This is a genomic window from Pseudomonas sp. 2hn, from assembly GCF_019646095.1.
GTDB classification, from domain to species: Bacteria; Pseudomonadota; Gammaproteobacteria; order Pseudomonadales; family Pseudomonadaceae; genus Aquipseudomonas; species Aquipseudomonas peradeniyensis.
The window spans coordinates 1,830,872-1,857,383 of sequence record NZ_CP081016.1 but is presented as its reverse complement, the minus strand read 5'-3'; the positions used below and the strand labels follow the sequence as shown (position 1 = coordinate 1,857,383).

General features: G+C 65.3%; 18 protein-coding genes. 7 read left to right on the top strand and 11 right to left on the bottom strand.

Annotated features, from left to right (window positions below):
* The first annotated feature begins 10 nt into the window (after positions 1 to 10).
* The 3 genes from K2O50_RS08510 to K2O50_RS08500 are packed head-to-tail and all read left to right on the top strand — an operon-like array spanning position 11 to position 5,480.
* Entirely contained in the window at positions 11 to 1,249 is a 1,239-nt protein-coding gene (locus K2O50_RS08510; RefSeq protein WP_050706548.1) for an exonuclease SbcCD subunit D C-terminal domain-containing protein, read from the top strand.
* Positions 1,246 to 4,890: an AAA family ATPase gene (locus tag K2O50_RS08505; protein WP_050706549.1), complete on the top strand. Its 3,645-nt coding sequence runs from the start codon at positions 1,246 to 1,248 to the stop codon at positions 4,888 to 4,890. Before K2O50_RS08510 ends, K2O50_RS08505 begins: the two co-directional genes overlap by 4 nt.
* Positions 4,887 to 5,480: a glutathione S-transferase gene (locus tag K2O50_RS08500; protein ID WP_050706550.1), complete on the top strand. Its 594-nt coding sequence runs from the start codon at positions 4,887 to 4,889 to the stop codon at positions 5,478 to 5,480. Before K2O50_RS08505 ends, K2O50_RS08500 begins: the two co-directional genes overlap by 4 nt.
* Before the next feature lie 157 nt (positions 5,481 to 5,637).
* On the opposite strand, the gene K2O50_RS08495 is transcribed toward K2O50_RS08500, so the two are convergent.
* From K2O50_RS08495 to K2O50_RS08470, 6 genes are all read right to left on the bottom strand, one after another.
* Entirely contained in the window at positions 5,638 to 5,814 is a 177-nt protein-coding gene (locus K2O50_RS08495; RefSeq protein ID WP_167388412.1) for a hypothetical protein, read from the bottom strand.
* A 270-nt stretch (positions 5,815 to 6,084) separates the two neighbouring features.
* On the bottom strand, positions 6,085 to 7,215 hold the full coding sequence (locus K2O50_RS08490; protein WP_220689989.1) for a lactonase family protein: 1,131 nt from the start codon (positions 7,213 to 7,215) through the stop codon (positions 6,085 to 6,087).
* The gene (locus K2O50_RS08485) at positions 7,181 to 7,471 is read right to left on the bottom strand and encodes a DUF5629 family protein (protein WP_050706552.1); all 291 of its coding nucleotides are present in this window, start codon (positions 7,469 to 7,471) and stop codon (positions 7,181 to 7,183) included. The genes K2O50_RS08490 and K2O50_RS08485 overlap by 35 nt, the downstream gene beginning before the upstream one ends.
* Positions 7,472 to 7,579: 108 nt before the next feature.
* Positions 7,580 to 9,973: an RND family transporter gene (locus K2O50_RS08480; protein ID WP_050706553.1), complete on the bottom strand. Its 2,394-nt coding sequence runs from the start codon at positions 9,971 to 9,973 to the stop codon at positions 7,580 to 7,582.
* Positions 9,970 to 10,986 (bottom strand): YCF48-related protein, encoded by a 1,017-nt coding sequence (locus K2O50_RS08475; RefSeq protein ID WP_050706554.1) that lies wholly within the window; start codon positions 10,984 to 10,986, stop codon positions 9,970 to 9,972. Before K2O50_RS08475 ends, K2O50_RS08480 begins: the two co-directional genes overlap by 4 nt.
* Positions 10,987 to 11,234: 248 nt before the next feature.
* A complete protein-coding gene (locus K2O50_RS08470) occupies positions 11,235 to 12,857 on the bottom strand; it encodes a twin-arginine translocation signal domain-containing protein (RefSeq protein ID WP_050706555.1) in 1,623 nt (540 codons plus the stop codon).
* A gap of 135 nt (positions 12,858 to 12,992) precedes the next feature.
* On the opposite strand from K2O50_RS08470, the gene K2O50_RS08465 reads away from it, so the two are divergent.
* Positions 12,993 to 13,925 (top strand): siderophore-interacting protein, encoded by a 933-nt coding sequence (locus tag K2O50_RS08465; RefSeq protein ID WP_050706556.1) that lies wholly within the window; start codon positions 12,993 to 12,995, stop codon positions 13,923 to 13,925.
* A 178-nt stretch (positions 13,926 to 14,103) separates the two neighbouring features.
* On the opposite strand, the gene K2O50_RS08460 is transcribed toward K2O50_RS08465, so the two are convergent.
* From K2O50_RS08460 to K2O50_RS08450, 3 genes are all read right to left on the bottom strand, one after another.
* Entirely contained in the window at positions 14,104 to 15,504 is a 1,401-nt protein-coding gene (locus tag K2O50_RS08460; RefSeq protein ID WP_050706557.1) for an aspartate aminotransferase family protein, read from the bottom strand.
* Between the two features lie 228 nt (positions 15,505 to 15,732).
* Positions 15,733 to 17,055 carry an ATP-binding protein gene (locus K2O50_RS08455; protein ID WP_050706558.1) on the bottom strand — a complete coding sequence of 441 codons (1,323 nt, stop codon included), beginning with the start codon at positions 17,053 to 17,055 and terminating at the stop codon, positions 15,733 to 15,735.
* On the bottom strand, positions 17,052 to 17,735 hold the full coding sequence (locus K2O50_RS08450) for a response regulator transcription factor (protein WP_050706559.1): 684 nt from the start codon (positions 17,733 to 17,735) through the stop codon (positions 17,052 to 17,054). The genes K2O50_RS08455 and K2O50_RS08450 overlap by 4 nt, the downstream gene beginning before the upstream one ends.
* A gap of 200 nt (positions 17,736 to 17,935) precedes the next feature.
* Between K2O50_RS08450 and dsbD the strand changes: the two genes are divergently transcribed.
* Genes dsbD through dsbG form a run of 3 tightly spaced genes read left to right on the top strand, consistent with a single transcriptional unit; the run spans position 17,936 to position 21,244 of the window.
* Positions 17,936 to 19,654 (top strand): protein-disulfide reductase DsbD, encoded by a 1,719-nt coding sequence (dsbD, locus tag K2O50_RS08445; protein ID WP_050706560.1) that lies wholly within the window; start codon positions 17,936 to 17,938, stop codon positions 19,652 to 19,654.
* Positions 19,654 to 20,484 carry a TlpA disulfide reductase family protein gene (locus K2O50_RS08440; RefSeq protein WP_050706561.1) on the top strand — a complete coding sequence of 277 codons (831 nt, stop codon included), beginning with the start codon at positions 19,654 to 19,656 and terminating at the stop codon, positions 20,482 to 20,484. The genes dsbD and K2O50_RS08440 overlap by 1 nt, the downstream gene beginning before the upstream one ends.
* A 1-nt stretch (position 20,485) precedes the next feature.
* Positions 20,486 to 21,244 carry a thiol:disulfide interchange protein DsbG gene (dsbG, locus tag K2O50_RS08435; protein WP_050706562.1) on the top strand — a complete coding sequence of 253 codons (759 nt, stop codon included), beginning with the start codon at positions 20,486 to 20,488 and terminating at the stop codon, positions 21,242 to 21,244.
* Between the two features lie 239 nt (positions 21,245 to 21,483).
* Here dsbG and K2O50_RS08430 read toward each other — a convergent pair whose 3' ends face one another.
* The gene (locus K2O50_RS08430; protein WP_050706563.1) at positions 21,484 to 21,903 is read right to left on the bottom strand and encodes a hypothetical protein; all 420 of its coding nucleotides are present in this window, start codon (positions 21,901 to 21,903) and stop codon (positions 21,484 to 21,486) included.
* Positions 21,904 to 21,914: 11 nt separating this feature from the next.
* A complete protein-coding gene (locus tag K2O50_RS08425) occupies positions 21,915 to 26,474 on the bottom strand; it encodes an RHS repeat-associated core domain-containing protein (protein ID WP_052896057.1) in 4,560 nt (1,519 codons plus the stop codon).
* Positions 26,475 to 26,512: the final 38 nt, after the last annotated feature.

Below are 26,512 nucleotides of genomic sequence, written 5' to 3'. Positions count from 1 at the left end.
CGGATCTTCCATGCGTCTGTTTCACACCTCCGACTGGCACCTGGGCCAGAGCCTGCATGGCCAGGAACGCGATTTCGAACACGCCTGCTTCATCGACTGGCTGCTCGGCCAGCTGCGCCTGCGCCAACCCGACGCGCTGCTGATCGCCGGCGACATCTTCGACACGGTCAACCCGCCGGTCAAAGCCCAGGAGCGTCTCTACGACTTCATTGTCCAGGCCCACGAGCAACAGCCCAAGCTGGATATCGTGATGATCGCCGGCAACCACGACTCAGGCTCGCGCATCGAGCTGCCGGCGCCACTGATGCGCCGCCTGCGCACCCACGCCCTGGGCCGGGTGCACTGGCTCGACGAGGGCCAGCTGGACACCGAGCGGCTGCTGATCCCGTTGACCAACGCCCGTGGCAAGGTCGGCGCCTGGTGCCTGGCCCTGCCCTTCCTGCGCCCCGCCGAAGTCACCGGTCCCGCGCTGGGCGACGACTACCTGCAGGGCATCAACCAGGTCCATGAGCAACTGATCACCGCAGCGCGCAAGAAGCGCAAGAAAGACCAGGCGCTGGTCGCCATCAGCCACGCGCACATGGCCGGCGGCAGCATCTCGGAGGACTCCGAGCGCAGCCTGATCATCGGCAACGCCGAAGCCTTGCCGGCCAAGTTGTTCGACAAGGCCATCAGCTATGTCGCCCTCGGCCACCTGCACAAGCCGCAGAAGGTCAACCGCGAAAACCGCATCCGCTACAGCGGCGCGCCGATCCCGTTGTCGTTCGCCGAGATCAACTACCCGCACCAGGTCCTGGAAGTGGAGCTGGACGGCGCCGAGCTGGTCAGCGTCGAGCCGCGCCCGGTGCCCCGCGCGGTGGCCCTGCAACGGGTCGGCCCGGCGCCACTGGGCGAATTGCTCGAACAGCTCGGGCAACTGCCGGTGATCGACCTGCTCGAAGACCCCAACCGCCAGCCCTGGCTGGAAGTGCGGGTGCGCCTGGACGAGCCGCAGCCCGACCTGCGCCAGCAGATCGAAGGCGCCCTGCAGGGCAAGGCCGTGCGCCTGGTGCGCATCAGCGCCGAATACGCCGGCAGTGGCCGTGCCGAGGACGACGAACAAGCCTTCGTCGAGCTGGCCCAGATGACCCCGCAGGACCTGTTCGGCCGCGCCTGGGAGCAGGCCTACGGCAACCCCGCCGACGACCAGGCCCTGGCCGATTTCGCCGAATTGCTGCAGGACGTCCTGCAAGAGGAGGAGCAGGCATGAAGATCCTCGCCATCCGCCTGAAGAACCTGGCCTCGCTGGCCGGCCCGATCGATATCGACTTCACCGCCGAGCCCCTGGCCAGCGCCGGCCTGTTCGCCATCACCGGGCCCACCGGCGCCGGCAAGAGCACCCTGCTCGACGCCCTCTGCCTGGCCCTGTTCGGCAGCGTGCCGCGGCTGAACGACATCGCCCGGGAAGCCAAGGTGCCGGACGCCGACGGCGAGATCCCCACCTCGGATCCGCGTAACCTGCTGCGTCGCGGCACCGGCAGCGGCTTCGCCGAGGTCGATTTCGTCGGCATCGACGGCGGCCGCTACCGCGCCCGCTGGGAAGCCAACCGCGCCCGCGAAAAGGCCACCGGCAAACTGCAGAACAGCCGCCAGAGCCTTTACGACCTGGACAGCGAGCAACTGCTGGGCAGCGGCAAGAACGAGTACAAGCAACAGGTCGAGGCCCGCCTGGGCCTGAACTTCGAGCAGTTCACCCGCGCGGTGATGCTGGCCCAGAGCGAGTTCGGCGCCTTCCTCAAGGCCGACGACCGTGAGCGCAGCGAACTGCTGGAAAAACTCACCAACACCGCGATCTACACCCGCCTGGGCCAACGCGCCTTCAGCAAGGCGCGGGAAACCGGCGAAGTTCACAACGACCTGAAGAAGCAGGCCGAGCACCTGCTGCCGATGGACACTGAGGCCCGCGCCGCCCTCGACCAGGCCCTGGAACAGGCCCAGCAACAGTTCAAGGCCGAGCAGACGCGCCAGCGCAAGCTGGAACAGCAACGCACCTGGTTTGCCGAACAACAGCGCCTGCAGGCCCAGCACAGTGAAGCCGGCACGGCCCTGCAAAACGCCGAACACGAATGGCAGCAACTGGCCGAACAGCGCGTCGACCTGCAACGCCTGGAGCGCCTGGCGCCCCAGCGCCACCAGTTCCACCGCCAGCAGCACCTGGCCGGGCAACTGGCCCCGGTGCTGGCCGATATCGACCAGCAACTGCGCCAGCAAACCGAACTGCAGCAACACACCGACGCACTGCAGCAGGCCCTGGAAACGGCCCGCCAGCACCTGGTCCAGCACCAGGCCCTGCACGGTGAAAACGCCCCGCGCCTGCGCCAGGCCTTCGCCGCCCAGGGCGACCTGGCGCGCCTGGACAAGGAGCTTGCCGAACAACGGGAAGCCTGCAACCAGGCCGAACAGGAAGTCGGTGCAGCCCAGCAGCAATTGCAGCAGCTGGAAGACAACCAGCAGCGCAGCCAGCAGCAACTGGCCCGGATCGACAGCGCCCTCGCCGAAAGCGAACCGCTCGGCAGCCTGGCCGACGCCTGGCAGGCCTACCTGCCACAACTCAAGCAGGTGATGCTGATCGGCGGCCGCCTGGCCAAGGGTCGCGAAGAGCTGCCCGGCCTGCAGGCCCAGGCCAGTCAGGCCAACGCCCAGCTGCAAGCCCAGCGCGAGCATTTCGAGTTGCTGTTCCGCGAGGCGGGGGCCGAGCCCCAGGCGCTGGCCGAACAGATCGACCTGCTCGGCGCCATGCTCCAGGACAACCGCAAGCAGCAACGCGCGGTCGAGGAGCTGTCGCGCCTGCATGGCCGCGAAATGGAACTGCGCAACGGCCTCGATGCGCAGCGCGAGCGCCAGCAACAGGCCATGCAGCAGCGCCAGCAACTGATCGGCGAAGGCACGGCGGCCAAGGCCGAACTGGAAAGCGCCGAGCAGGCGCTGACCCTGACCCGCCAGTTGCTCGAGCGCCAGCGCCTGGCGCGCAACACCAGCGTCGAGGAACTGCGCGCCCAGCTGCGCGATGGCGAGCCCTGCCCGGTGTGCGGCAGCGCCGAGCACCCGTTCCATCAACCCGAGGCGTTGCTGCACAGCCTCGGGCGCCACGACCAGGCCGAGGAAGCGGCGGCGCAGCAGCAGGTCGAACAGCTCAATACCAGGTTGGTGGAGCTGCGCACCCAGCTGGGCGTGGTCAACGCCCAGCTAAAGGACTACCAGCAGCAACAGCAGCAGTTGGGCGAGCAGTTGCAGCCCGTGCTCGAGCAGGTCCAGGCCCATGCCCTGTGGCCAGCGCTGGCGCCGCAGGACGACAGCGCCCGTGGCAAGTGGCTGGACGGCCAGCTGCGCCGCCTCGGCGACGAGATCGACCGCGACGAGAAACGCCAGGGCGCCCTGCTCGCCCTGCAAAAAGATGCCGCCCGCCTCACCCAGCAATTGCAGGCCGCCGGCGAAGCCCAGCAACAGGCCCAGCGCCACCTCGACCAGCAGCACCAGGCCCTGGCCGCCGACGAGCAGCAACTCGCGCAGGCCCTCGAAAGCCTCGAAAGCGTGCTGCCCCCGGAGATTCTCCAGGCCCTGCGCGACGACCCGGCCAATGCGTTCCTCGGCCTCGACCAGCAGATAGCCCAACGCCGTCAACAACTCGACCTGCGCAAGGACGAGCTGGAAGAGCAACAGGCTCGCCAGGTCCAACTGGACAAACTGCGCGATCAGCAACAGGCACGCCTGCACAGCCAGCAGCAGCTGCAACAGAAGCTCGCCGTGCTGGACGAACAACGCCGCCAGGCCCAGGCCACCCTGGACGAACTGCTCGGCGAACAGCCCAGCGCCGAAGCCTGGCAGCAGCACATGGACACCCAGCTGGAGCAAGCCCGCACCGCCGAGGCAGACAGCGCCCGGCAACTGCAGGCGCTGCATACCCAGGGTGTGCAGCTGGCCGGCGAGCTCAAGGCCAACCAGCAGCGCCAGCAGGCACTGGAGCAGGAACACCAGCAGTTGCAGGGCGAAATCGCCCAGTGGCGCAGCGAACACCCGGAGCTGGACGACGCCGGCCTCGACCGCCTGCTGGCGATTGACGACAGCCAGGTGAGCGAACTGCGCCAACGCCTGCAGGCCGCGGAAAAAGCCGTCGAGCAAGGCCGCGTGTTACTAGGAGAACGTGAGCAGCGACTGCAGCAACACACTGCCCAGGCCCATGGCGAGCTGCCCGTCGACGCGTTGGAAACCGCACTCGCCGAGCTGGCCGCGCAGCTGGCGGCCCAAGAGCAGCAATGCGCCGAGCTGCGCGCCCAACAGGCCGAGGACCAGCGCCGGCAACAGGCCAGCCAGGCCCTGGCCGAACAGATCGACCAGGCCTACCAGCAATGGCAACGTTGGGCACGCCTGAATGCGTTGATCGGCTCGGCCTCGGGCGATGTGTTCCGCAAGATCGCCCAGGGCTACAACCTCGACCTGCTGCTGCATCACGCCAACAGCCAGTTGCGCCAGCTGGCCCGGCGTTATCGCCTCAAGCGCGGCGGCAGTGCCCTGGGCCTGCTGGTGCTGGACACCGAGATGGGCGACGAGCTGCGTTCGGTGCATTCGCTGTCGGGTGGCGAGACCTTCCTGGTGTCGCTGGCCCTTGCCCTGGGCCTGGCATCCATGGCGTCGAGCACCCTGCGTATCGAATCGCTGTTCATCGACGAAGGCTTCGGCAGCCTCGACCCCGAGTCGCTGCAACTGGCCATGGACGCCCTCGATGGTCTGCAGGCCCAGGGCCGCAAGGTGGCGGTGATCTCCCACGTGCAGGAAATGCACGAGCGCATTCCGGTGCAGATCCAGGTGCGCCGCCAGGGCAATGGCCTGAGCGACGTGGAGGTGTGCGGGTGATCCTCTACTCGTTCCGCCGCTGTCCCTGGGCCATGCGCGCGCGCCTGGCCCTGCGCTACGCCGGCTGCGAAGTGCAGGTCCACGAGGTGAAGATGAAGGAAAAGCCGGCCGAGCTGCTGGCACTGTCGCCCAAGGGCACGGTGCCGGTGCTCGATACCGGGGATGCGGTGCTGGAGGAAAGCCTGGACATCATGCGCTGGGCGCTGGCCCGACATGACCCCGAGGACTGGCGCCTGCAGGCCGATCCCGCCGCGGCGCAGCAGGCCGAAACGCTGATCGCGCGCAACGACGGCACCTTCAAGGCGCAGGTGAACCGGTACAAGTACGCCGAGCGCTACCCCGAGCACACCCGGGCGCACTACCGCGCCCAGGCCGAGCCCTGGCTGGCCGAGTTGGAACGCCTGCTCGAAGGCAGGCCTTACCTGCTGGCCGCTCACCCAAGCCTGGCCGACGCCGCCTTGCTGCCCCTGATGCGCCAGTTTGCCGGGGTCGAACCCGAATGGTTCGCCGAGGCGGCTTATCCGCGGCTGCGGAGCTGGTTGCAGGGCTGGCTGGCATCGCCGCTGTTCAAGGCCGTGATGGCCAAGTGAGACAGCGTGTCGCTCAAAGCGCCAGGATCGGCGCGGACATCAACAACAGCACTACCGCCGTGATACGCCACATCATGCTCTGCCCCTTTGGCGAGTCAAAAAATTAGCGTCAAATTAAATCACATGGCGTTGTGCTATTACCAATGGCTTTACACACTCAATTGGCATGCTTGCTCAGGGCGGCGTGGAAATGCGCGCTCTGCTGCAGGTACTTCTGGGTGTAGCTGTGGGTGTTGGACGCCTTGGCGCTTTGCTCCAGCTGGGCGTGGGCCGGCAGTACGACGGAGGCGGAGATGGCGGATGCGGCGATAACCGGGAAGAGATTGAAGTTCATGTGGGCTGACCTCGACTTCGGTGGTTGACGTTGGCCCGTCGGGGCCTTGGGTCAAAACTTACGCCGATGGACTCGACCACTGAAATTCATTGCAGCAGTAGCGATTATCACGCCTATCGATAATTGGACACGCGCCCCCTGTAGGAGCGGCCTTGTGCCGCGAAAGGGCCGCGCAGCGGCCCCGGCGATTGATGCATTAACGCTGAAATCCTGGGGCCGCTCTGCGGCCCTTTCGCGGCACAAGGCCGCTCCTACAGGGCAAACGCAGGTTCATTCCAAAAACTTGAGATCCGAAGGCGCCTGCTGGGGCAGCTTCTGCACCGTTTCACCCAACTTGCCGCTGCGCGGATCGCGGCGCATGACCACGATCTGGTTGCTCTTCTGGTTAGCCACCAGCAGGTAGTTGCCATCCGGATCGAGGGCAAACTCCCGGGGATGGTCACCCTCCACCGAACGGCGCTGCAGCAGGGTGAGCCGGCCATCGTCCTTGCCCACGGCATACACCACGATCTCGTTGGCGGTACCACGGTTGCTGACATAGAGGAAACGCCCATCGGCCGACAGGTGCAGGCCGCCAGCTGCCTTAGCCGCAGCGTCCGTGCTTTCGGTCAGCGGCAGGCGCTGGCGCTCGGTCAGCGCACCGTCCTGCACATCGAACATCACCACCTCGGCGCTCATCTCCAGGGTCAGGTAGGCATGCCGCCCCTTGGCGTCGAACAGCAGGTGACGTGGGCCGCTGCCAGGCGGCAACTCGACCGCAGGCGGGATCGCCGGGCTCAGCGGGTGCTCGGGGCTGGCGCCGTCGTAGCGGTAGATGAACACCTTGTCGGCGCCCAGGTCGCTAGCGTACAAGTGCCGACCATCGGGCGACAGCACCAGCGAATGCACATGGGCACCAGCCTGGCGCTCGAGGTTGACCTTGCTCGGCGCATGCCGAGCCTGCTGCACCACCGGCTTGAGCTTGCCGTCCCGGGCCACCGGGAACACCACCAGGCTGCCACCGGGGTCGGGGGCAACGGCGTAGTTGGCAACGAACAGGTAGCGCTGGTCGTGGCTGAGGCTGGCGTGGGTCGGCTCATCGCCCTGGCTAGGCACCTGGTTCAACAGCTTGATCTCGCCCTGCTTGCCCAGCGAGAAACTGCTGACCTGGCCCTTGGGCGTTTCATTGACCGCGAACAACTGGCGCTGGTCGGCGGACAGCACCAGCCACGAGGGGCTGACGCTCTTGACCACCTGCCGGGGCGTGGTGTCGATCTGCCCCGTGCGGGAATTGAAGTCGTAGCGGTAGATCCCTTCGCTGCCATTGTCGGTGTAGCTGCCCACCAGCAACGTGGCGGCCTGGGCGTTGACTGAAAACGTCATGAGGCTAGCGGTCAGCAGGTGGGTCCATTTCCTGTTCATCGTCTTCTTCATCCGGGACACGAAAAGCACTCATACAGACTAGACGATGCTCGCCTTCGTCACTGGCCAGGATCCAGTCGTCGCCCGCGCCAGTGGCGGCGGCGACCTGGTCGGGGGTGAAAGACCAGCGACGCAGCTGGCGGCCGTCCATGCATTCGATGGTGAGGCCGGATGCGTCGAAGGTGAAGTCGAAGGCGTGCAGGCCGTCGATCAGGAGCATGTCGCAGGATGCGAGGGCGGTGGCGAGGGTGGTCATGGAGGCACCGATTGAGAAAAATGGCCACCATTATACGCATCGCGGGGCAAGCCCGCTCCCACGCCAGGTAGGTCGTGGGAGCGGGCTTGCCCCGCGATCAGGCCTCGATCAGTGAGCGAAGATCGAACCACCCTCCTTGCCCGCCAGTTTCTCCGGTTTGATCAGGAACCGCGCCAGCGCCGGCAGCAGCCACAGGGCGCCGAACATGTTCCACAGCAGCATGAAGGTCAGCATCAGGCCCATGTCGGCCTGGAACTTGATGGCCGAGAAGATCCAGGTGCACACGCCGATGGCCAGGCACAGGCCGGTGAACAGCACCGCCTTGCCGGTGGAGCGCAGGGTCTCGTAGTAGGCCTCCTGCAACGGCAGGCCGGCACGCAGGAAGCTCTCCAGGCGGCTGTAGATGTAGATGCCGTAGTCCACGCCGATGCCCACGCCCAGCGCCACCACCGGCAGCGTGGCGACCTTCACGCCGATGCCCATGAACGCCATCAGCGCGTTGCCCAGCACCGAGGTCAGCACCAGCGGCAGGACGATGCACAGCGTCGCGGCGAACGAGCGGAAGGTGATCATGCACATCACCGCCACGCAGATGTAGACCAGGATGAGGATGGTCAGCTCGGCCGACTTGATCACCTCGTTGGTGGCCGCCTCGATGCCGGCGTTACCCGCCGCCAGAAGGAACTGCAGGTCGTCCTTGTTGTGGCTGTCGGCAAAGGCCTTGGCCGCGGCGGTGACCCGCTCCAGGGTCTCGGCCTTGTGGTCGTTGAGGAACACCAGTACCGGCGCCAGCGAGCAGTCGGCGTTGTACAGGCCGTCGGCGCGGGCGATCGAGTTGTTGAGGATGTCCGGGTTGCGCGACAGGGTCTCCCATTTCAGGCTGCCCTCGTTCATGCCCTTGATGACCTGTTTCGACACGGTCACCAGGGAGATGGTCGACTGCACCCCCGGGGTGTTGTCCATGGTCCACATCAACTCGTCGATCGGCGCCATGGTCGAGTGGATCGAGCAGCTCTCGGCCGGGGTCTTGACCATGATCACCAGCACGTCGGAACTGGTCGAGTAGTTGCTGATGATGAAGCTGTTGTCCTGGTTGTAGCGCGAGTCCGGGCGCAGCTCCGGCGCGCCCTGGTCGAGGTCGCCGATCTTCAGGTTCTGGCTGTACCAGAGGCCGCCGGCGAAGGCCAGCAGCGCCAGCACCACCGACACCGGCGCCACCTTGGCGCTGGCGAAGTTGGACAGCAGGCGCCAGAACGGGTGCTCGCGGGTGGCGTCCTTCTTGCTGCGGGCGATGGCCTTCTGGCTGATGCCGACGTAGCTGATCGCCACCGGCAGCAGGATCAGGTTGGTGAAGACGATCACCGCCACGCCGATCGAGGCGCCGATGGCCAGCTCGCGGATCACCCCGATGTCGATGATCAGCAGGGTGATGAAGCCCACGGCATCGGCGAGGATGGCGATCATCCCCGGCAGGAACAGCTGGCGGAAGGTGCGCCGCGCCGCGGTCAGGGCGTTGTCGGCGTCGCTGGATTGCAGGGCGATGCCGTTGATCTTCTGCACCCCGTGGGAGATGCCGATGGCGAAGATCAGGAACGGCACCAGCATCGAGTACGGGTCCAGGCCGAAGCCCACCGCGTGCATCAGGCCCAGCTGCCAGACCACCGCCACCAGGGTGGTGATGAGCACGGCGATGGTGCTGCGGATACACCAGGTGAACCAGTACAGCAGCGCCCAGGTGATCACCAGCGCCACGCCGAAGAACATCGCCACCATCACCAGGCCGTCGATCAGGTCGCCGACCTTCTTGGCGAAGCCGACGATATGGATCTTGACGTTGGGGTTCTGCGCCTGGAACTTGTCGCGGATCTTCTCCTCCAGCTGGTGCGAGAACTGCTGGTAGTCGAGCTTGACCTGGCGCCCCGGGTCCTGCGGGTCGGGGTAGCTTTCCAGCAACGGGATGTCGATGATGCTGGACTTGAAGTTGTTGGCCACCAGGCGCCCGACCTGGCCGGACTTGAGCACGTTGTCGCGCAAGGTGTCGAGGCTGTCCTGGGAGCCGTTGTAGGTGTTGGGGATCACCTCGCCGCCAGAGAAGCCTTCTTCGGTGACCTCGCTCCAGCGCACGCTGGGGCTCCACAGCGACTTCAGCCCCGCGCGGTCGACGCCGGGGATGTAGAACACCTCGTCATGGATCTGGCGCAGGGTCTCCATGTAGTCCTTGTCGAAGATGTCACCCTTGGTCGACTCCACCGACACACGCACGGTGTTGCCGAGGTTGGCCAGGTCGTTGCGGTGCTCGAGCATCTGTTCGATGAACGGATGCTGCAGCGGAATCATTTTCTCGAAGCTGGTGGAGGGGCGGATCTGCGTGGCCTGCCAGAACAGGAAGATGCTCACCAGCACGCAGATGGCGATGACGATGGGACGATTGTTGAAGATCAGGCGTTCCAGCAGGGTGGCCTTGTCCTTGTGCTGCATGTCGAAACTCTCCCGGCTGGTCATGGACGCGCCTCCTGGGTACCGTCGGCCGAGGCCAGGTGCACGCCCCCCTGCCCGACCAGCAGCAGACCGCCACCGCCCAGGCCGCTGACGCCCGACAGGGCAATGCGATCGGCGCGGTTGCGCACGCTGAAGGTCTGCCCGTCATCATGGCTGCGCAGCACGCTGCCGCCGTTGCCGACCAGCACCAGGCTGCCGTCTTCGAGAAGCGTAGCGCTTGCCAGGCCGAATTCGAGCGGGCCGCGTTCGGCCTTGAGCTCGATCGGCTGCCAGCTGTCGCCGAAGTCGGTGGAACGGAACAGGTTGCCGCGCAGGCCGTAGGCCAGCAGGGTGTTGGGCTGGGCGGTGCCGATCACGCCGAACAGCGAGCCCTCGTAGGGACCCTGGACCTTGGTCCAGCTCTGGCCGGCGTCGCTGGAGCGGAACATGCCGCCCTGCTCGCCGACGATGAACAGGCCGGCGTCCTTCACCAGGGTGATGGCGTTGAGGTGCAACTGGTCGGGGTTGTCCAGGCGCTCGGCGACGTCCTGCCAATGCTGGCCGCCATCGAGGGTCTCCAGCAGGGCACCGTAGGCGCCCACGGCGAAGCCGTGCTGCGGGTCGAGGAAGCGCACATCGAGCAAGGGGGCCTCGCGGGACAGGTCTTCGAACTGCTTGCTCCAGGTCGCGCCGCCGTCGCTGCTGGCGAGGATCTGCGCGTCGTGGCCGACGGCCCAGCCGCGCTTGTCGTCGAGGAAGAACACGGCGGTGAGCAGTTGCCGGGTGGGGACCCGGGCCTGGGTCCAGGTCTTGCCCTGGTCGTCGGAGAACAGAATGTGGCCGCGGTCGCCGACCACCACCAGGCGCTGCCCGGCGTGGGTGGCGCCGATCAACAGGCTCTGGCTGGCCTTGGCCGACTCCACCGAGTATTGCTCGGCGGCCACCGCCGCCAGGACTTGCCCGGCCCCGATACTCAGCGTCAGCGCCAGCATCGCGCTGGTCGCCAGGCTGTAGCGTGCCCTTGCCCGCTCTCTCATGACTGCCCCCTGTTGTGTTCTTGTGCTGGGTCAATCTATTGCCAGGTACTGTAAAAACCCTGTTCCAGAGCCCTGGAATAGCTTCTGGCCATCGTATCGGGGTTGTTCGGCGGAACACAACGAGCGGGACGTTATGTTTTGTTAACCAGAAGAACAATCGGGGCCGCTGCGCGGCCCTTTCCCTGAAGGGCCTGTCCCGTGACAACACCTCCAAGGGACGGGCTATCCCCTCAGGTGGGCGTGTTCACTCAGGAAACAATATTCTTCAATGACAGGTGCCGCGCATACCAGGGCCGTTGCGGCACCTTGCGCAGCAGGTTCTCGATCTTGTCGTCGGCACCGAAGGTGATGCGCAAGGCAAGCTTCATGGTCTCCACGTCCATCTCTACCGACTTGCCCAGACGCATCCCCGGTTGCGTGCTGCAGCCATGGGTGTCCGGCCCCAGCCAGGGGTCGTCGACTTCTACCCACCGGCCTGGAGCGAACCACGGTACACCGTTGACCTCCAGGCGCCGCACCTGGCCGGGATGGTGACGCTCATGAGCACGGAACCAGTCGTCGATGCGGTCGTCGATCCAGCCATGGAAGCCCCAGAACACCGGGTGCACATGGGAGGAGAACGGATCGCCGAGGAAGTCGTTCTCAGGCTCGAACCAGCGCGCGGCGAAATCCGCCTGGTCGCGGGCGAATGGCACTGGCGCGCCATTGTTCGGATCACGCGGCACCGACGCCCAGCACATGTGCAGCCAGTCGTGCAGGTTCATCTCCAGTTCCGAGCCGAAGGCGCCCAGGGTCAGTTTCGACAGGTACACCGGGTCCTGGTATTGCGACTCCCACACCTGGAAGTTGCTGCAATAGGTCTCACCTGCCTTGATCGCCCCGACCCACTGCCCATAGGCTTCATCGCCCGGGGCCTGCCAGCCTGGCGGCACGCAGCAGCCGTCGTGGTTATCGAAGTAGCGGGCGAAACCTGCTCGATCGAACTCGACGCTCGGCTGCGGCAGCGGGAAGCGCTGCCAGGAAGGCAGGTCCTGCAAGGTGCGCGCATACATCAGCATGTGCCGGTGCATGAACAGGAAATCGATACCAGAGCCATTGCGGTGCTTGCGCGGGCCACGGGCATCGCGCTCACGGTCCCGTGGCCCCGGCTGCCAGCCCAGGCCACGCAGGGCATCCTGCTTTTTCTCCGGCAGCTTGTGCCACTTGTCGCGGGTGGCGTGCCAGAGCTGGTGGAACAGGCGATGTTCAGCGCTGACCACCCACTCACGCATTTCGGGAGTATAAGGCAGACGCTCACGGGCTTCGGGGAACAGACGCTTGACCGCGACAAAACGGCTGTCGGGCACCGGCAGGGTCAGTGGTCGATCCAGGCGCTGGACGCGGCCGCTCAACGTGCCGCTGCCGGCATTGGCGAACTCGGCCCAGACCTCGTCGAGACTCGCCACGCACTCATAGCTTGGCCCGCCGTGCTGGCTGAGCAGGCGCCAACGCACCTCGGTGCTGCTGGCACCGACCAGATCACCGAGCACACGATAGGCCGGCTCGGCAACGCCGCGCAGACCCTGACCGGTATCGACGAATCCGCGCAGGCCACGACCTTTGGTGGCGACATCGAGGAACATCTCGACGCCCTCCTGAGGCAGCCCGTCCAGTCCTCGTTCGGCACCGTCGAAGCGGATCTCCCACACGCCACGCAGTTGGTCCGCCAGGACCTGCCCGGCATAATCGGCCAGCTCCACGCTGGCTTCGCCGGGCGTGACGATATCGTCTTCAGGGTCGTGGGTCAGTTGCTTGTGCGCGTAATAGGCCGCCGTGCCTGTGGCGCCCGCCACAGCCAGGCCAGCGATGAATCCTCGTCGGGAAATTGTCATTGCGCCTCAATCCGTCTTCGCGTGCCGCGACTTCTATCCAAGCTAGGACGTAGGTGGGCCGAGGAAATTTAGCCTTCTAATTAACCAACCGGCATGCTCGTCTGTTGGGTATCTCCCGCTGACAGAGGCATACCCATGACCTCCCTGCTCGATCGCCTGACCCAACCGATCAAGGCCACGCCCTACCGGGTCTTCGACCTCGACCTCAAAGCCATCGAACCCCTGAGCCCGTCGCTGAGCCGCTTCGTCTTCACCGGCGAAGACGTGGCGCAGATGACCACCCTGGCCCCCGACCAGCGCGTCAAGCTGCTGTTCCCGACGCCCGCCGGAGCGCCGCCGAGCCTGCCCAAGCACGAGCAGTGGCAACAGGCGCGGCGCGAGCTGGCAGCTCAGGACATGCCACCGATGCGCACCTACACCATTCGCGCCCTGCGCCGCGATGCCCTCGAAGTGGATGTGGACTTCGTCCTGCACGGCGTCAATGGCCCGGCCTCGGCCTGGGCCACCCATGCCCGCCCGGGTGACCGCCTGCAGATGGTCGCGCCCAACCTGGCCTATGCGGACGACCCCGGCGGCTACGAGTGGAAGCCGCCGCACAGCGCCCGGCGCATCCTGCTGGTCGGTGACGAAACCGCCTTGCCAGCCATCGCCGGCATCCTCGAACAGTTGGCCGCGAGGGCACCGGAACTGCTGGCGGAGGCCTATATCGAAGTGCCGCTGGAAGCCGACTGCCTCGACCTGCGCCACAGCCCGGCCACCCGCCTGCATTGGCTGCCGCGCGATCTGCTGCGTAGCGAACATGGCCAGGGCATGCTGCACGCCGTGCGCGAGCTGGCCAGCCTGCCGGCCGTGCGTGGCGCGTCGACGGTCGAGCTGGAGGACGTGGATATCGACGAGCGCATCCTGTGGGAACAGGCCAGCGGCGAGCACGGCGACTTCCATGCCTGGATCGCCGGGGAATCGGGGACTGTGATGGATATCCGCCGATACCTGATCAAGGAGCGCGGCTTGCCGAGGGAAAGCCTGACGCTGATGGGCTACTGGCGCGCCGGGCGTACCTTCGACTGATACCTGCGCCCTGTAGAAGATCACTTACGGAACAGAAGAGTAAGCATCACCAACGTGGGAGCGGGCTTGCCCCGCGATGCGGTTTATGGCACCGGCTTTGCCGGTGATCGCGGGGCAAGCCCGCTCCCACGCCGTTCCAGTCAAGTCAGCAAGTTACGTATTGCTCCATGGGAAGGCCTTAGCCAGCCAGTACCGCCGCCGCAACCGCCTCGGCAAACCTTGCCGCCACCTCATCGACCTGCTCGGCGCTGATGATCAGCGGCGGCAAGAAGCGCACCACCGCACCGTGGCGGCCGCCCAATTCGAGGATCAGGCCCCGGCGCAGGCATTCGCGCTGCACCTTCGGCGCCAGCTTGCGGCAGGCCGGCGGGTGCCCCTGGACGTCGCGCTTGCCCGTCGGATCCACCAGCTCCACGCCCAGCATCAGGCCACGGCCACGGATGTCGCCAAGCTGCGGATAGTCCTGCTGCAAGCGTTGCAGATGCCCGCGCAGACGCTGACCCATGGCCTCGGCGTGCTCGCACAGGCGGTGCTCCACCAGGTACTTCATCACCGCGGAGCCTGCGGCCATGGCCATCTGGTTGCCACGGAAGGTGCCGGCGTGGGCGCCCGGCGACCACTGGTCGAGCCAGTCGCGATAGACCATCACCGCCAGCGGCAGGCTGCCACCAATGGCCTTGGACAGGGTGACCACGTCGGGCACGATGCCGGCGTGCTCGAAGGCAAACATCTTGCCGGTACGGGCGAAGCCGCTCTGGATCTCGTCGACGATCAGCGCCACCCCGGCCTGCTCGGTAATCCGGCGCAGCCCGCGCAGCCACTCGATGTCGGCAGGAATCACACCACCCTCGCCCTGCACCACCTCGACGATCACCGCCGCCGGCAGCGCCACGCCGGCCTCCGGATCGCACAGCAGGTTTTCCAGGTAGTGCAGGTTGGCGCGCACGCCCGCCTCGCCACCGAGGCCGAACGGGCAGCGGTAGTCATAGGGATACGGCAGGAACTGCACGCCATTGTTCAACAGTGCGCCGAGCGGCTTTTTCGGCCCCAGGCTGCCCATCAGGCTCAGCGCGCCCTGGGTCATGCCATGGTAGGCCCCCTGGAACGCCAGCACGGTGCTGCGCCCGGTGACCGTGCGCACCAGTTTGAGCGCCGCTTCGACCGCGTCGGTACCGGTCGGGCCGCAGAACTGGATCTTCGCCTCCCCGCGCAAACCTTCAGGCAGCAGGGCGAACAGGTCCTGGACGAACTGATCCTTGACCGGCGTGGTCAGGTCCAGGGTGTGCAGCGGCAGTTCGTCGGCCAGCACGCGCTGGATCGCGTCGATCACCACCGGGTGGTTGTGCCCCAGGGCCAGGGTGCCGGCGCCGGCCAGGCAGTCGATGAACTGGCGGCCCTCGACGTCCTCGACGTACAGGCCACGGGCGCGTTTGAGCGCCAGGGGGATGCGCCGCGGGTAGCTGCGGGCGTTGGACTCCTGCTGCTGCTGGCGCAACAGCAGGGGCGAATCCTCGAATTCGTACAGGGGGCGCGGCGTGGTGGCCGGCAGCACCTGGGCAAGGCTGGAAGCGGTCGACATCGGAAAATCCCTCGCAAGCAAGCGAATGTGCCCGCCACGCGCCCTGTAACCGGATGTGTGTCGGGTTCTTATCGTTTGAAAAACGCTTCAGCGAGGTGCGGATTTAGCGGTTGTCGTGGGATTTGTTGTGAATGTACGACCTGCATCGCGGGGCAAGCCCGCTCCCACAGACTCATGCGCCAAGCTGCGTGGGAGCGGGCTTGCCCCGCGATGGGTACAACGCCGAACTCAACTCCCCGAACGCGCCGGTACCTGCAGGCTTACCCGCAAACCATCGGCCCGACTGTCGAACCGCAGGTTGCCGGCGCAGCGCTGGACGATGGCCTGGACGATCGCCAGCCCCAGGCCGCAGCCACCGCTCTGGCCGTTGCGCCAGAAACGTTCGGTCAGATGTTCAAGGTCTTCCTGGGCAATCCCCGGTCCATGATCGCGCACCAGGAAGTCCACCTGCCCGTCCTGCGCCTGCACCTCAAGCTCAACGGCGGCATCGCCGCCATGGCGCAGGGCGTTGTCCAGCAGGTTGCGCAGCGCCGCCACCGCCAGCGGCGCCGGCATGCTCAGGTAGACCTTGGCCGCCGCCTCGGGCAGGCGCAGGTGGATGCGCCGGTTGTCGCCACCGCCGGCGTCCTCGATGGCCTGCCGGGCAACCTGCTCGGCGCTGCACTGCACGCCATCGTCGAAGGACAGGCTGCCCTCGACCCGCGCCAGCATCAGCAGTTGCTCCAAGGTACGGTGCATGCGATCGGTCCCCTGCTCGGCATGCTCCAGCGCTTGTTCACGCACGGTGCCATCGGTCATCCGCGCCACCTGAAGGTGGGTCTTGATGGCAGTCAGCGGGCTGCGCAGCTCATGGGCGGCGTCGTCGGTCAGGCGGCGTTCGCGTTCAATGGTCTGGGCGATGCGCAAAAACAGCTGGTTCTGGGTGTCGAGCAGCGGTTGCAGCTCGCTGGGCAGGCCGGCCACCTGCAACGGCTCGACGCTGTCGGCACGGCGCCTGCGCAAGGCATCACGCATGCGATTGAGCGGCTCCAGCCCCTTGCCAAGGCCGATCCACAACAGCCCCAGGCTGCCCAGCAATGCCATCAGCACCGGCGCCGAGGCCGCCAGCAGGATCGACTGGTTCAGCGCCTCGCGCTCCTGGTGACGATCGGCGGTGGTAATGCGCACATCGCCATGATTGTAGGTGAAGGTGCGCCAGGAAGCGCCGTCGATGGTCTGGTCACGGAAGCCGCTGCGCTCGTCGTCCATGGTGCCATCGTGCTTGTGGTTGCTGGCGAGGATTTCGCCGCGCAGCGAGCTGACCTGGCAGGCCATGCCGTCCGGCACGCTGAACTGGTCGGCGGAAAAGTGCGCGTCCTGGCCCTTGGCAGTCAACGGTTGCGGCAACTGGTCGATCAGCCCCGCGACCATGCGCGCCGACGCCACCAGGCGCTGGTCGAGGGAAAACATCATCTGCTGGCGCAGGTCGCGCAGCATCCATGCCGCCGCCAGCACCCAGATGACGATGAACACACTGCCGAGAATCAGTGAAAGGCGAACCCGCAGGCTCATGACGCGCCCTCCTCCGGCGCCTGGGCCGGCCCCAGGCGGTAGCCAAGGCCGCGCACGGTCTCGACGATGCCGTTGCCCAGTTTGCGCCGCAGGTGATGGATATGCACGTTCAGCGCGTTGCTTTCGACCTCATCGCTGAAACCGTAGACGCAGTCCTTGAGCTGTTCGCTGGACAGCACGCGCCCCGGGTTCTGCAGCAAGGCCTGAAGCAATGCCTGCTCTCGACGCGACAGGTCCACCGCCTGGCCGGCCAGGGTGGCCGCGCAACTGCTGGGGTCGTAGCGCAGCGGGCCGTGCTCGATGACATTCACCGCCCGCCCGGCCACACGACGCAGCAGGGTGTGCAGGCGCGCGGCCAGTTCGCGCAGGTCGAAGGGCTTGAGCAGGTAGTCGTCGGCGCCCGCCTGCAGGCCATCGACCCGATCGGTGACCGCGTCGCGGGCGGTGAGCACCAGCACCGGCAGGGTCTCGCCCTGCTGGCGCAGGCGGCGCAGCAGCTTGAGGCCGTCCTCGTCGGGCAGGCCCAGGTCGAGGATCATCACGTCGAACTTCGCCGTCCCGAGCATCTGCCGGGCCTGCGAGGCGCTGGCCACCCGGTCCACGGTCAGGCCCTGGGCCGAAAGGCCGGCGCAGATGCCGCTGGCGATCAGGTCGTCGTCCTCGCAGAGCAGAACGTGCATGAGGGGGTCTCTCCTGGGTGGGGAAGCTGGCATTGCACAGGGTGGCGATTAAGGGGGGATTATGAACGGGTTTGGAGGATTTCGTCGGGCTGATAGCATCGGGACAGACAAGGCTGCCGCCGGTCCTAGGACCAACTTAACCTTCAGTTAATAACCCCAGGCCAGCATGGCCCTCTTCAAAGCTCTGCCAAGGCGCCGACATGCGTGTTCTCCTGCTCTTCCTGACATTCCTGCTCGCCGGCCCCCTCCAGGCCAACCCCTTTGCGGTAAAGCCGGACTTCCTGCCGGTCAACGAGGCCTTCGTCCTGACTCACGATCGCCTGGAAAACGGCCAGATGCGCCTGCATTTCCTGATCAAGGATGGCTACTACCTCTACCAGAAGCGCCTGAAATTCGACGGCCTACCCGCCGAGCAGCACCCCGCGCTGCCCCAGGCCGAAAACCACCACGACGAGTTCTTCGGCGACAGTGCGGTATACCGCACCGAACTGGAGCTGCTGCTGCCGGCTAACACCAGCGGTGAGCTGCGCCTAGGCTGGCAAGGCTGCGCCGACGCCGGCCTGTGCTACCCACCGCAGACCACGCCAATAGCCCTGGGCGGCAGCACCGCGCCAGCCGCCGCTACCGACCAGGCCAGCGACCAGGCCCTGGCCGGCACCCTGCAACAGGACAGCCTGGCCTGGAGCCTGCTGGCGTTCTTCGGCCTGGGCCTGCTGCTGGCCTTCACCCCGTGTTCGCTGCCGATGCTGCCGATCCTCGCCGGACTGGTCCTGGGCAACGGTGCCAACGCCCGCCGCGGCTGGTGGCTGGCCGGCGTCTACGTACTGAGCATGGCACTGGTCTACGCCGCCCTCGGCGTGATCGCCGCGCTGCTGGGCGCCAGCCTGCAGGCCTGGCTGCAACAGCCCTGGCTGCTGGGCAGCCTGGCCGGCCTGTTCATACTGCTGGCCCTGCCGATGTTCGGCGCCTTCGAACTGCAATTGCCGACCGCCCTGCGCGACCGCCTGGACCGCGCCGGGCAAGGCACCCGTGGCGGCAACCTGTACGGCGCGGCGTTGCTGGGCGCCCTTTCGGGCCTGCTGCTGGGCCCGTGCATGACCGCGCCGCTGGCCGGCGCGCTCTTGTTCATCGCCCAGAGCGGTGACGTGCTGCAAGGGGCGCTGGTGCTGTTCACCCTCGGGCTGGGTATGGGCGTTCCCCTGCTGTTGCTGGTCACCCTGGGCAACCGCTACCTGCCACGCCCGGGCGCCTGGATGAACCTGGTCAAGGGCTTGTTCGGCTTCGTGTTCCTGGCCATGGCCCTGTACACGGTGCGTGGCCTGCTGGCGGAAACCCTGGTGCTGGCCCTGGCCGGCGCCTGGCTGATCGCCCTGGGCTGGGCCGCCTGGCCGGCCCTGCAGCGCCTGCCCGCCTTGCGCGCCATTCCCCTGCTCGGCGCCTTGTGGGGGGGCCTGCTGCTGGTGGGCGCCGCAGCCGGGGGCAACGACCTGTGGCAACCCCTGCAGCCCTTCGCCGGCAAGGGCACCGCGCAAGCTCCGGCCAACGCCCACGACGCCTTCGTCACCGTGAACGCGCCGGCCGACCTGCAGCGTGAGCTCGACGCCGCCAAGGCACGTGGCCAGTGGGTGCTGGTGGACTACTATGCCGACTGGTGCGTGTCGTGCAAGGTCATGGAAAAGCAGGTGTTCGGCCGTGGCGATGTCCAGGCCAGCCTGGCCGGCGTGCACCTGCTGCGCCTGGACGTGACCGCCGACTCCCCGGCCAGCCGCGAACTGCTGCAGCGTTACCAGGTGCCAGGCCCGCCCAGCCTGATCTGGATCGGCCCGGAAGGCGACGAGCGCCGCGCTCGCCGCATCACCGGGGAGATCGACGCCGCCGGGTTCCTGCAACACTGGGCCCAGACCAGGAGCCAAGGCTGATGCTGACCGTCACCCTCGGGCCACTGACCATGGCCCTGAACCACCTGCTGCTGCTCGCGGCGCTGGGCATCGCCAGCCTGGTCGGCTGGCGGGTGGCCAGGCGCGGCGGTGAAAACCCGGAATCTGCGCTGTTCAATCTGTTCCTGCTGGGCCTGCTGTTCGCCCGCCTGGGCTTCGTCCTGGCCTACTGGCCGATGTACCGCGACGACCCGCTGCAGGTCATCGACATCCGCGACGGCGGCTTCCTGCTCTGGGGCGGCCTGCTGGGCATCGTCCTCGGCACCCTGTGGCAGGGCTGGCGGCGCCCCGGCCTGCGCCGCCCCCTGGGCTGGGCGTTGTTCAGCGGCGCGCTGTTCTGGGGCCTCGGCAGCCTGGCCAGCCACCTCTACAGCAAGGGTACCGAACTGCCGGACATGAGCCTGCGCGACAACCGTGGCCAGGCGGTGGCCCTGCACAGCTACCGCGGGCGGCCGCTGGTGATCAACATCTGGGCCACCTGGTGCCCGCCCTGCCGGCGCGAAATGCCAGTGTTGCAACAGGCCGAGGACGACTACCCCCACGTGACCTTCCTGTTCGTCAACCAGGGAGAAACCCCGGAGAACGTCAGCACCTTCATGGCCACCACCGGCCTGACCCTGTCCCACGTGCTGTTCGACGGCACCGGCGAGCTGGCCCGCAAGGTCGGCTCCATGGCCCTGCCCACCACCCTGTTCTACAACGCCGAAGGGCGGCTGGTCGGCAGCCACCTGGGCGAACTGTCGCGCGCCAGCCTGCGCCACGCCCTGGAACCCTTCGAACGCGCCGATGCGCCCGCCCCACAAGGAAACTGACATGCGATTGAATGCGCTGCTGCCGCTGACCCTCACCTTGCTCGCCGCCCCGCTGTTGCACGCTGAAGAGCTCCCCAAGGCGATCCAGCAACTGCAGGCCAAGGGCGCCGTGATCAAGGGCAGCTTCGACGCCCCCAACGGCCTGCGCGGCTATGCCGCCGAGTACCACAACAACGGCATCGCCCTGTACCTGACGCCCGACGGCAAGCACGTGCTGGTGGGCAGCCTGTTCGACGAGCAAGGCAAGGATCTCAGCGCCGAACCACTGGAAAAACTGGTGTACGCACCGATGAGCAAGGCTGTCTGGGCGAAGATGGAAAAATCCGCCTGGATCCAGGACGGCAAGGTGGACGCCCCACGCACCGTGTACCTGTTCAGCGACCCCAACTGCCCCTACTGCAACATGTTCTGGCAGCAGGCCCGGCCCTGGGTCGAGTCGGGCAAGGTGCAGCTGCGTCACATCATGGTCGGCATCATCCGCGAGGACAGCCCGGGCAAGTCCGCCGCGCTGCTCGCCGCCAAAGACCCGGCCAAGGCCTTGCAAGAACATGAGAAGGCCGGCAAGGCCAGCACGCTCAAGGCGCTGGACAAGGTGCCGGAGGCGGTTCAGAAGAAGCTCGAGGCGAATCTGGCGCTGATGGAAGAACTGGGCCTGGCCGCAACCCCGGCGATCTTCTATCAGGATGAAAAGGGGCAGTTGCAGAGCCAGCAAGGGGCGCCGCGGCCGGAGATGCTGGGGAAGATACTCGGCAAGCGTTAAACCGCAGTCTATCTGAAGGTACAACGATAGCCTTTGGCGAATACCTCGACATGGCTGTCGTACCAACCAGCAGATAGCGCTTCAAGCCCAGCGATCCTGATGGGTCACAGGGCGCTTTGCGTTCGCTTAGGCACTGTACGCAAAGCCATGTCGTAGACAAGGAGATACGGTCGCCAGACCGGAGCCGTCCTTTTCAGGCTCATTGATACGCCCGCCTCACCCTCGACCTTGATCGTGGCTCAAGCCATCAAGGTCTCGGAAAACATAGTGTGTATACGCCGGCAGAAATCTGATTCATCGACACTGTCCGGCAACACCAATACATAGTAAAAAATTCGATTGAAGCGCAAATTGATATCGTACGGTTCGAAATCCGAATCACCTTCAAACTCGAATAGCGTAGCAATCCCGTTCAACGCTGCTGGCTTTGCCTCAACGCCAAAGCACCCCTCGCCCGTCGCCCCCAGGTTGTAACCTTGCTCAAGGTGGGCCTTCAGCATCCCCTCATCTTTATAGAAAAGAATAAACTCCTCTCCCCGAATGCACTCCTGCTGCGACTGAAACCCCAGACGTGCTGCTTTTTCCGTCAATGCCGCGAGCACCCGTTCCAGCGACATGTCGGTATAAAAGCCATACATGACACCCGACCAATCAGCCATCCCACTGTCTCCTATAGCTTGCATCCGGAAGCGCCGTGACTGACATCAGCACGAAGTCTTCTATTAGCGTCCCTGAGCTGAATATCTTCTTGTATATAGAGCCTTAGATAAGCATTCTGCCGATCCACTTTTTTAACTTTCCCGCTATCAACTTCAAATGAAACAAAATGGGTACTTTTCTCTTTGGTCAGCCCCATTTTACCTCTTACATTGGTGCTCTCCATTTCCTCAGGCGTTAGTGTCGTCACGTAGACACCTTTGGGCTTGCCTTGAATAGCGCCTCGCCCCCTGGCGCCGGGGTCACTTTGATTAATCACGCCTGTCCCCATGATTCCCTTATAACCTTCCTTGCTCGTGTAATGATAAACACGCACCACCTCCAAGCCTAACGGATCGATCCATGACAGTGGATTGGGCGCATATTGATAGAGGTTGATCCCGCCCCTCAAGCCTAGCGGGTCTTGCTGGGTAAACCGCCCGATATCCGGGTCATAGAATCTGAATGTGTTGTAGTGCAGCCCAGTTTCCCGATCCAGATACTGCCCCTGAAAACGCACATTCTGCCGACTGACCTGCTCCGGCGCATGCCATTCCTCGCAGTTGTTGCCCCATACCTGGTGCTGCCCTTGCCAGGCAGTTATCCCCTGTTCGTCGGTCAGTTGCTCTACCAGGCCGACCAGATTCGTATGGAAGTGGAAAACCTGCTCATGCCCAGGCACCCCATCTACCCTGGCCAGCGGCTCATGGCCCGCCGCGTCTGCGTACAGATAGAGACTCGGTTTGCCGTCCTGAACTTCTCGCAACAGACGCAGGCCTTGCCACTGAAACTCGGTTCGACTGACCGGCGCGTCCAGGTCGTCACGGTAGACTCGTTTGTCGATGCGCCTGCCCAAGGGGTCGTAAGCAAACTCGATCCGTTCGCGAAGCGGCCCGCGCCGCTGACGGATACAGACCAGCCGATGCTCTGCATCGTATTCAAAGCGCTGGAGCAGACGATTGCCGGAGCGCTTCTCCTCGAGCCGACCAAAGCGGTCGTAGCGATAGCGTCTATCTTGGAACACCTTGACCCGGTTGTGCCGTACCCGACCGTTGACCTGATATCCCTCCAGCAGGTTGCCGGCAAGGTCGTAGCCAAAGTGCTCGACCATCGGCTGTTGCTGAGGCAACTGGCGTGACGCGCCATGGATTCGCTCGGTGGGCCCGTAGTCATAACCAATGCGCCCCTGGTAGCTGCCACGCCCACCGGCACCGGCCTGGAAACGACCGACCAGATGCTCAAGCTCCACCCCCAGCCCGCTACCAGCGCGCTGGGTCTGGGTCAGTACCTCGCCGACAAGGTTGTCCGCCGCATCGTACTCATAGTCCTTCTGCAGCAAGGGCATGCGGGTGCGCTCGCCATCCTGATATTCCACAGCCTTGCGCAGCAGGCGCCGCGTACTGTCATAACGGGTTCTGGTAAGCAATGCACCCTGGCTGCGCAAGACCTCGTCGTGTAACGCATCGCGCTCGAAGTCGCTGATCACCCGCCCGTCGAGATTGATCTGGTGCAGATGTCCGCTGCCATAGCACAGGTAGTTGATCCGGCGGGAGTCAGGCAGCGTCAAGGTCTGCAGGTTACCTAGGGGATCATAGGTGTAACCGAGTTGCCCTGGACCCTGGCTTTCGCTCAGCAATCGCCCCATGGCGTCGTAGGTGAAGTCCAACTGCTGGACCTGCCCACTACGGTGAGTGAAATGGATCGCCAGCAGATTGTCAGCAGCATCGTAGCGGTAGGTCGTCTCGCCATCGTCGGTCCGCTTGCACAGCAGACGACCGACCGCATCGTGTTCATGGTGGTGGACCTGTGCAAACACTTCGGGCTCATCCGGGCTGCCCGGCAACACGGGCTCCGCTTCGCGGCATGGATGCACGGTGCGTTGGGTGATCGCATCCAGGGCATCATAAAGCAGGCTGAAACCGCCACCATCGAGGTTACGCTGACCAACCAACCGGTCTAGCGCATCCCACTGGAAGCGATAGTGCTCGCCGTTCTCGTTTTCCAACTGCTGCAAGCGGCCGTAGGCATCCCAGTGCAACCGCACAGTGTGCCCCAGTGCATCAGTACGCTGCAGCAGTCGACCGCTGCCGTCATATTGCCATTGGGTCATGCGCTGCGCTGGGTCGACATGGCGGGCCAACTGACCGGCAGCATCGATCTGATAGTGCTCGACCCGGCCATCGGCCAATTCGCGCTGCTGCAGATGGCCACGCACATTGAAACGATAGCGCGTGGCGCCGCCCTCGGCATTGTGCACCTCGCTCAGGTGCCCACGCAGGTCGTAACGATAGTGAGTCTGTTGCCCCGAGCAATCGCGTGAGGCAGTCAGCTGGCCACGCCCGTTCCACTTGAACGAACGTTCCTTGCCTAGGGCATCGACACTACGCACCATACGTCCCTGACGATCGTGGTCGTAACGTGTCAGTTGCCCGAGTGGATCGACCTCGGACAACAGGTTGCCCCGAGCATCATAGGTATAACGACGCTCATGCCCTGCTCCGTCGACGATACGGGTGGGCAAGGCCCAATGTTCGGTGTAACCGATGCTTTCACGACGCCCCAACGGGTCGGCAGTGGCAACCACGCGCCCGAGCGCATCGTAGCTATAGGACCACTCGCCACCTTGTGGATCGAGGGTGCGCCGCAACAGGCCATCGACATAGTCGTGCCGCCAGCAATATCCCAGCGCATCGATGTAGGTGTGGACCTCGTTCAGCGCGCCCCAGTGATAGTGCTCCTCACGCCCCAGGCCATCGATGACCTGGGTATGGCCATGCTCCAGGTCATAGATGAAGCGATAGTCCTCGCCGTCGCTGCCCCAGTGCCGAACCACGCGCCATTCATGCTCGGGCTGTAGCTCCAACAGCGCGGGCATGGCGTAAGGCGTGCCATCCAGACTGCACGGTTGGCGCGCCGGCGGTGGTGTGAAGCGGGCCCACTCGTAGTACCGCGTAGCCCCCATGGGCAGCGTATGGCTGGCCAGCAACCCTTGGTCGGTGTAGGTAAACTGCCTCAGCAATTGCCCTTCGGCATCGGCGACAACCTCCAATTGCCCTGCCGAGGTGTAGCGATACTGCACCAGGCATTCGCGCTGCTCGACGGCAAAGGCCTGACCGGCCCGCAAGTACAGTCTGTGGATCTCGGCTACCCGGCGCGGTTGCCCGTCGGCATAGCGCAGTTCGATGAAGGTCCGGGCCGAGCTGTCGCCGAGGAACTGCAATCGGCCTTGTTCGTCGTAGAACAGCTCCAGGCAATTGAGGTTGCGATCACCGACCTTGACCAGGCGCGACCGCCGACTGTCCAATGGATCGGTATGGAACACCTGGTACAACCCGCTGTTGATGTCCTCGACGATGGTGAAGCCGTTGTCCTGATGAAAAAACGCCAGGCCATCGAGAATGCTGACGAAGGCACTGCCGACCTGCAGACGCCCGAGCTCCAGCCTGGCGCCCTCATCATCGACGTAGATCCACAACTCGCCCCCCTCAGGGTGCGCGACACGCTCCAGGCGCACTTCATAGGGCACACTCCAACCCATGCCGAACAGGCCATCGCTACGCCGGTCGTTGCTGTCATAGCGCCGCGCCCAAGTGATCGGGACCAGCGCCGCGAGTGTGAAATCCACATCCTCGGGGCCATCCTGGAATTTGCTGCCCATGGCTGGAGCCACCGGGTTGCCCACCCCGCAGCGGCGACCCTTGAGCATGCCCCGGCGACTGATGAGCATCCCGGCAATCAGGCCAATGATCTTCGCCGCAGCGCTCTTGCCGTCGTGGATGTCGCGCACGGTGGTGGTGCCGCCACCGATGCGCACATTGGGCGAATAGGTCATGCCGATCGGCCCGTCGCAGGTGGTCTTGTCTCCGACCCGCGCTGCCGGCTGGCCATTGATGAACACCTTGTCCGAGCCTTGGGCAACGAACTGTTCGGGCATTGGCGGGTGCTTGCTGCAGACCGCCTTGTCCTCGGGCTTGGGAATCGATCCGGGCGCGGCCGGCGTGGTCACCGGCGGGTTGAAGATGCTGTTGATCTCCTGCGCCAAGCCGATCACCGGCAATACCATCGAGGCGCCGACCATGGCGTAGGCCCCGATGTTTTCGAGGATCGACGGTTCATCGGCTGGGCCCGGCGCCTCGACCGGGCCACCACTCACCCCGGCGGCGCGCGCCGCGAGGATGCCGTTGATGCGGGTATTATGCGAGCCACTGCTGATCGAGCCGTACGGCTCGGGCGGAAACAGCGAATTGCCGACCCAGTTGCTGAAGTCGCTGATATGCTCGCCAATGCTCTTGTCTTCACCGGCCGGCAGCATGGCGGCAGCACTGACCATGACCCCGGCGATCAACGGCGTGAGCACGGCGGCGGCACCGCCGGTACCGACCACCGCGACCACCGCGCCACCAATGGCGGCACCGACCGCGGCGACCGCCGCCGCATAGACGGCGGCCTCGACCAGGCCACTGACCAGCTCGGCCATCAGCGGGGGATGAAGAATGAGATCGCCCATGCGGGCGGCATGCAGGCTATCGTCCATGAAACCCGTGAAATCCTTGCGCACTGTGTGCAGCGTAG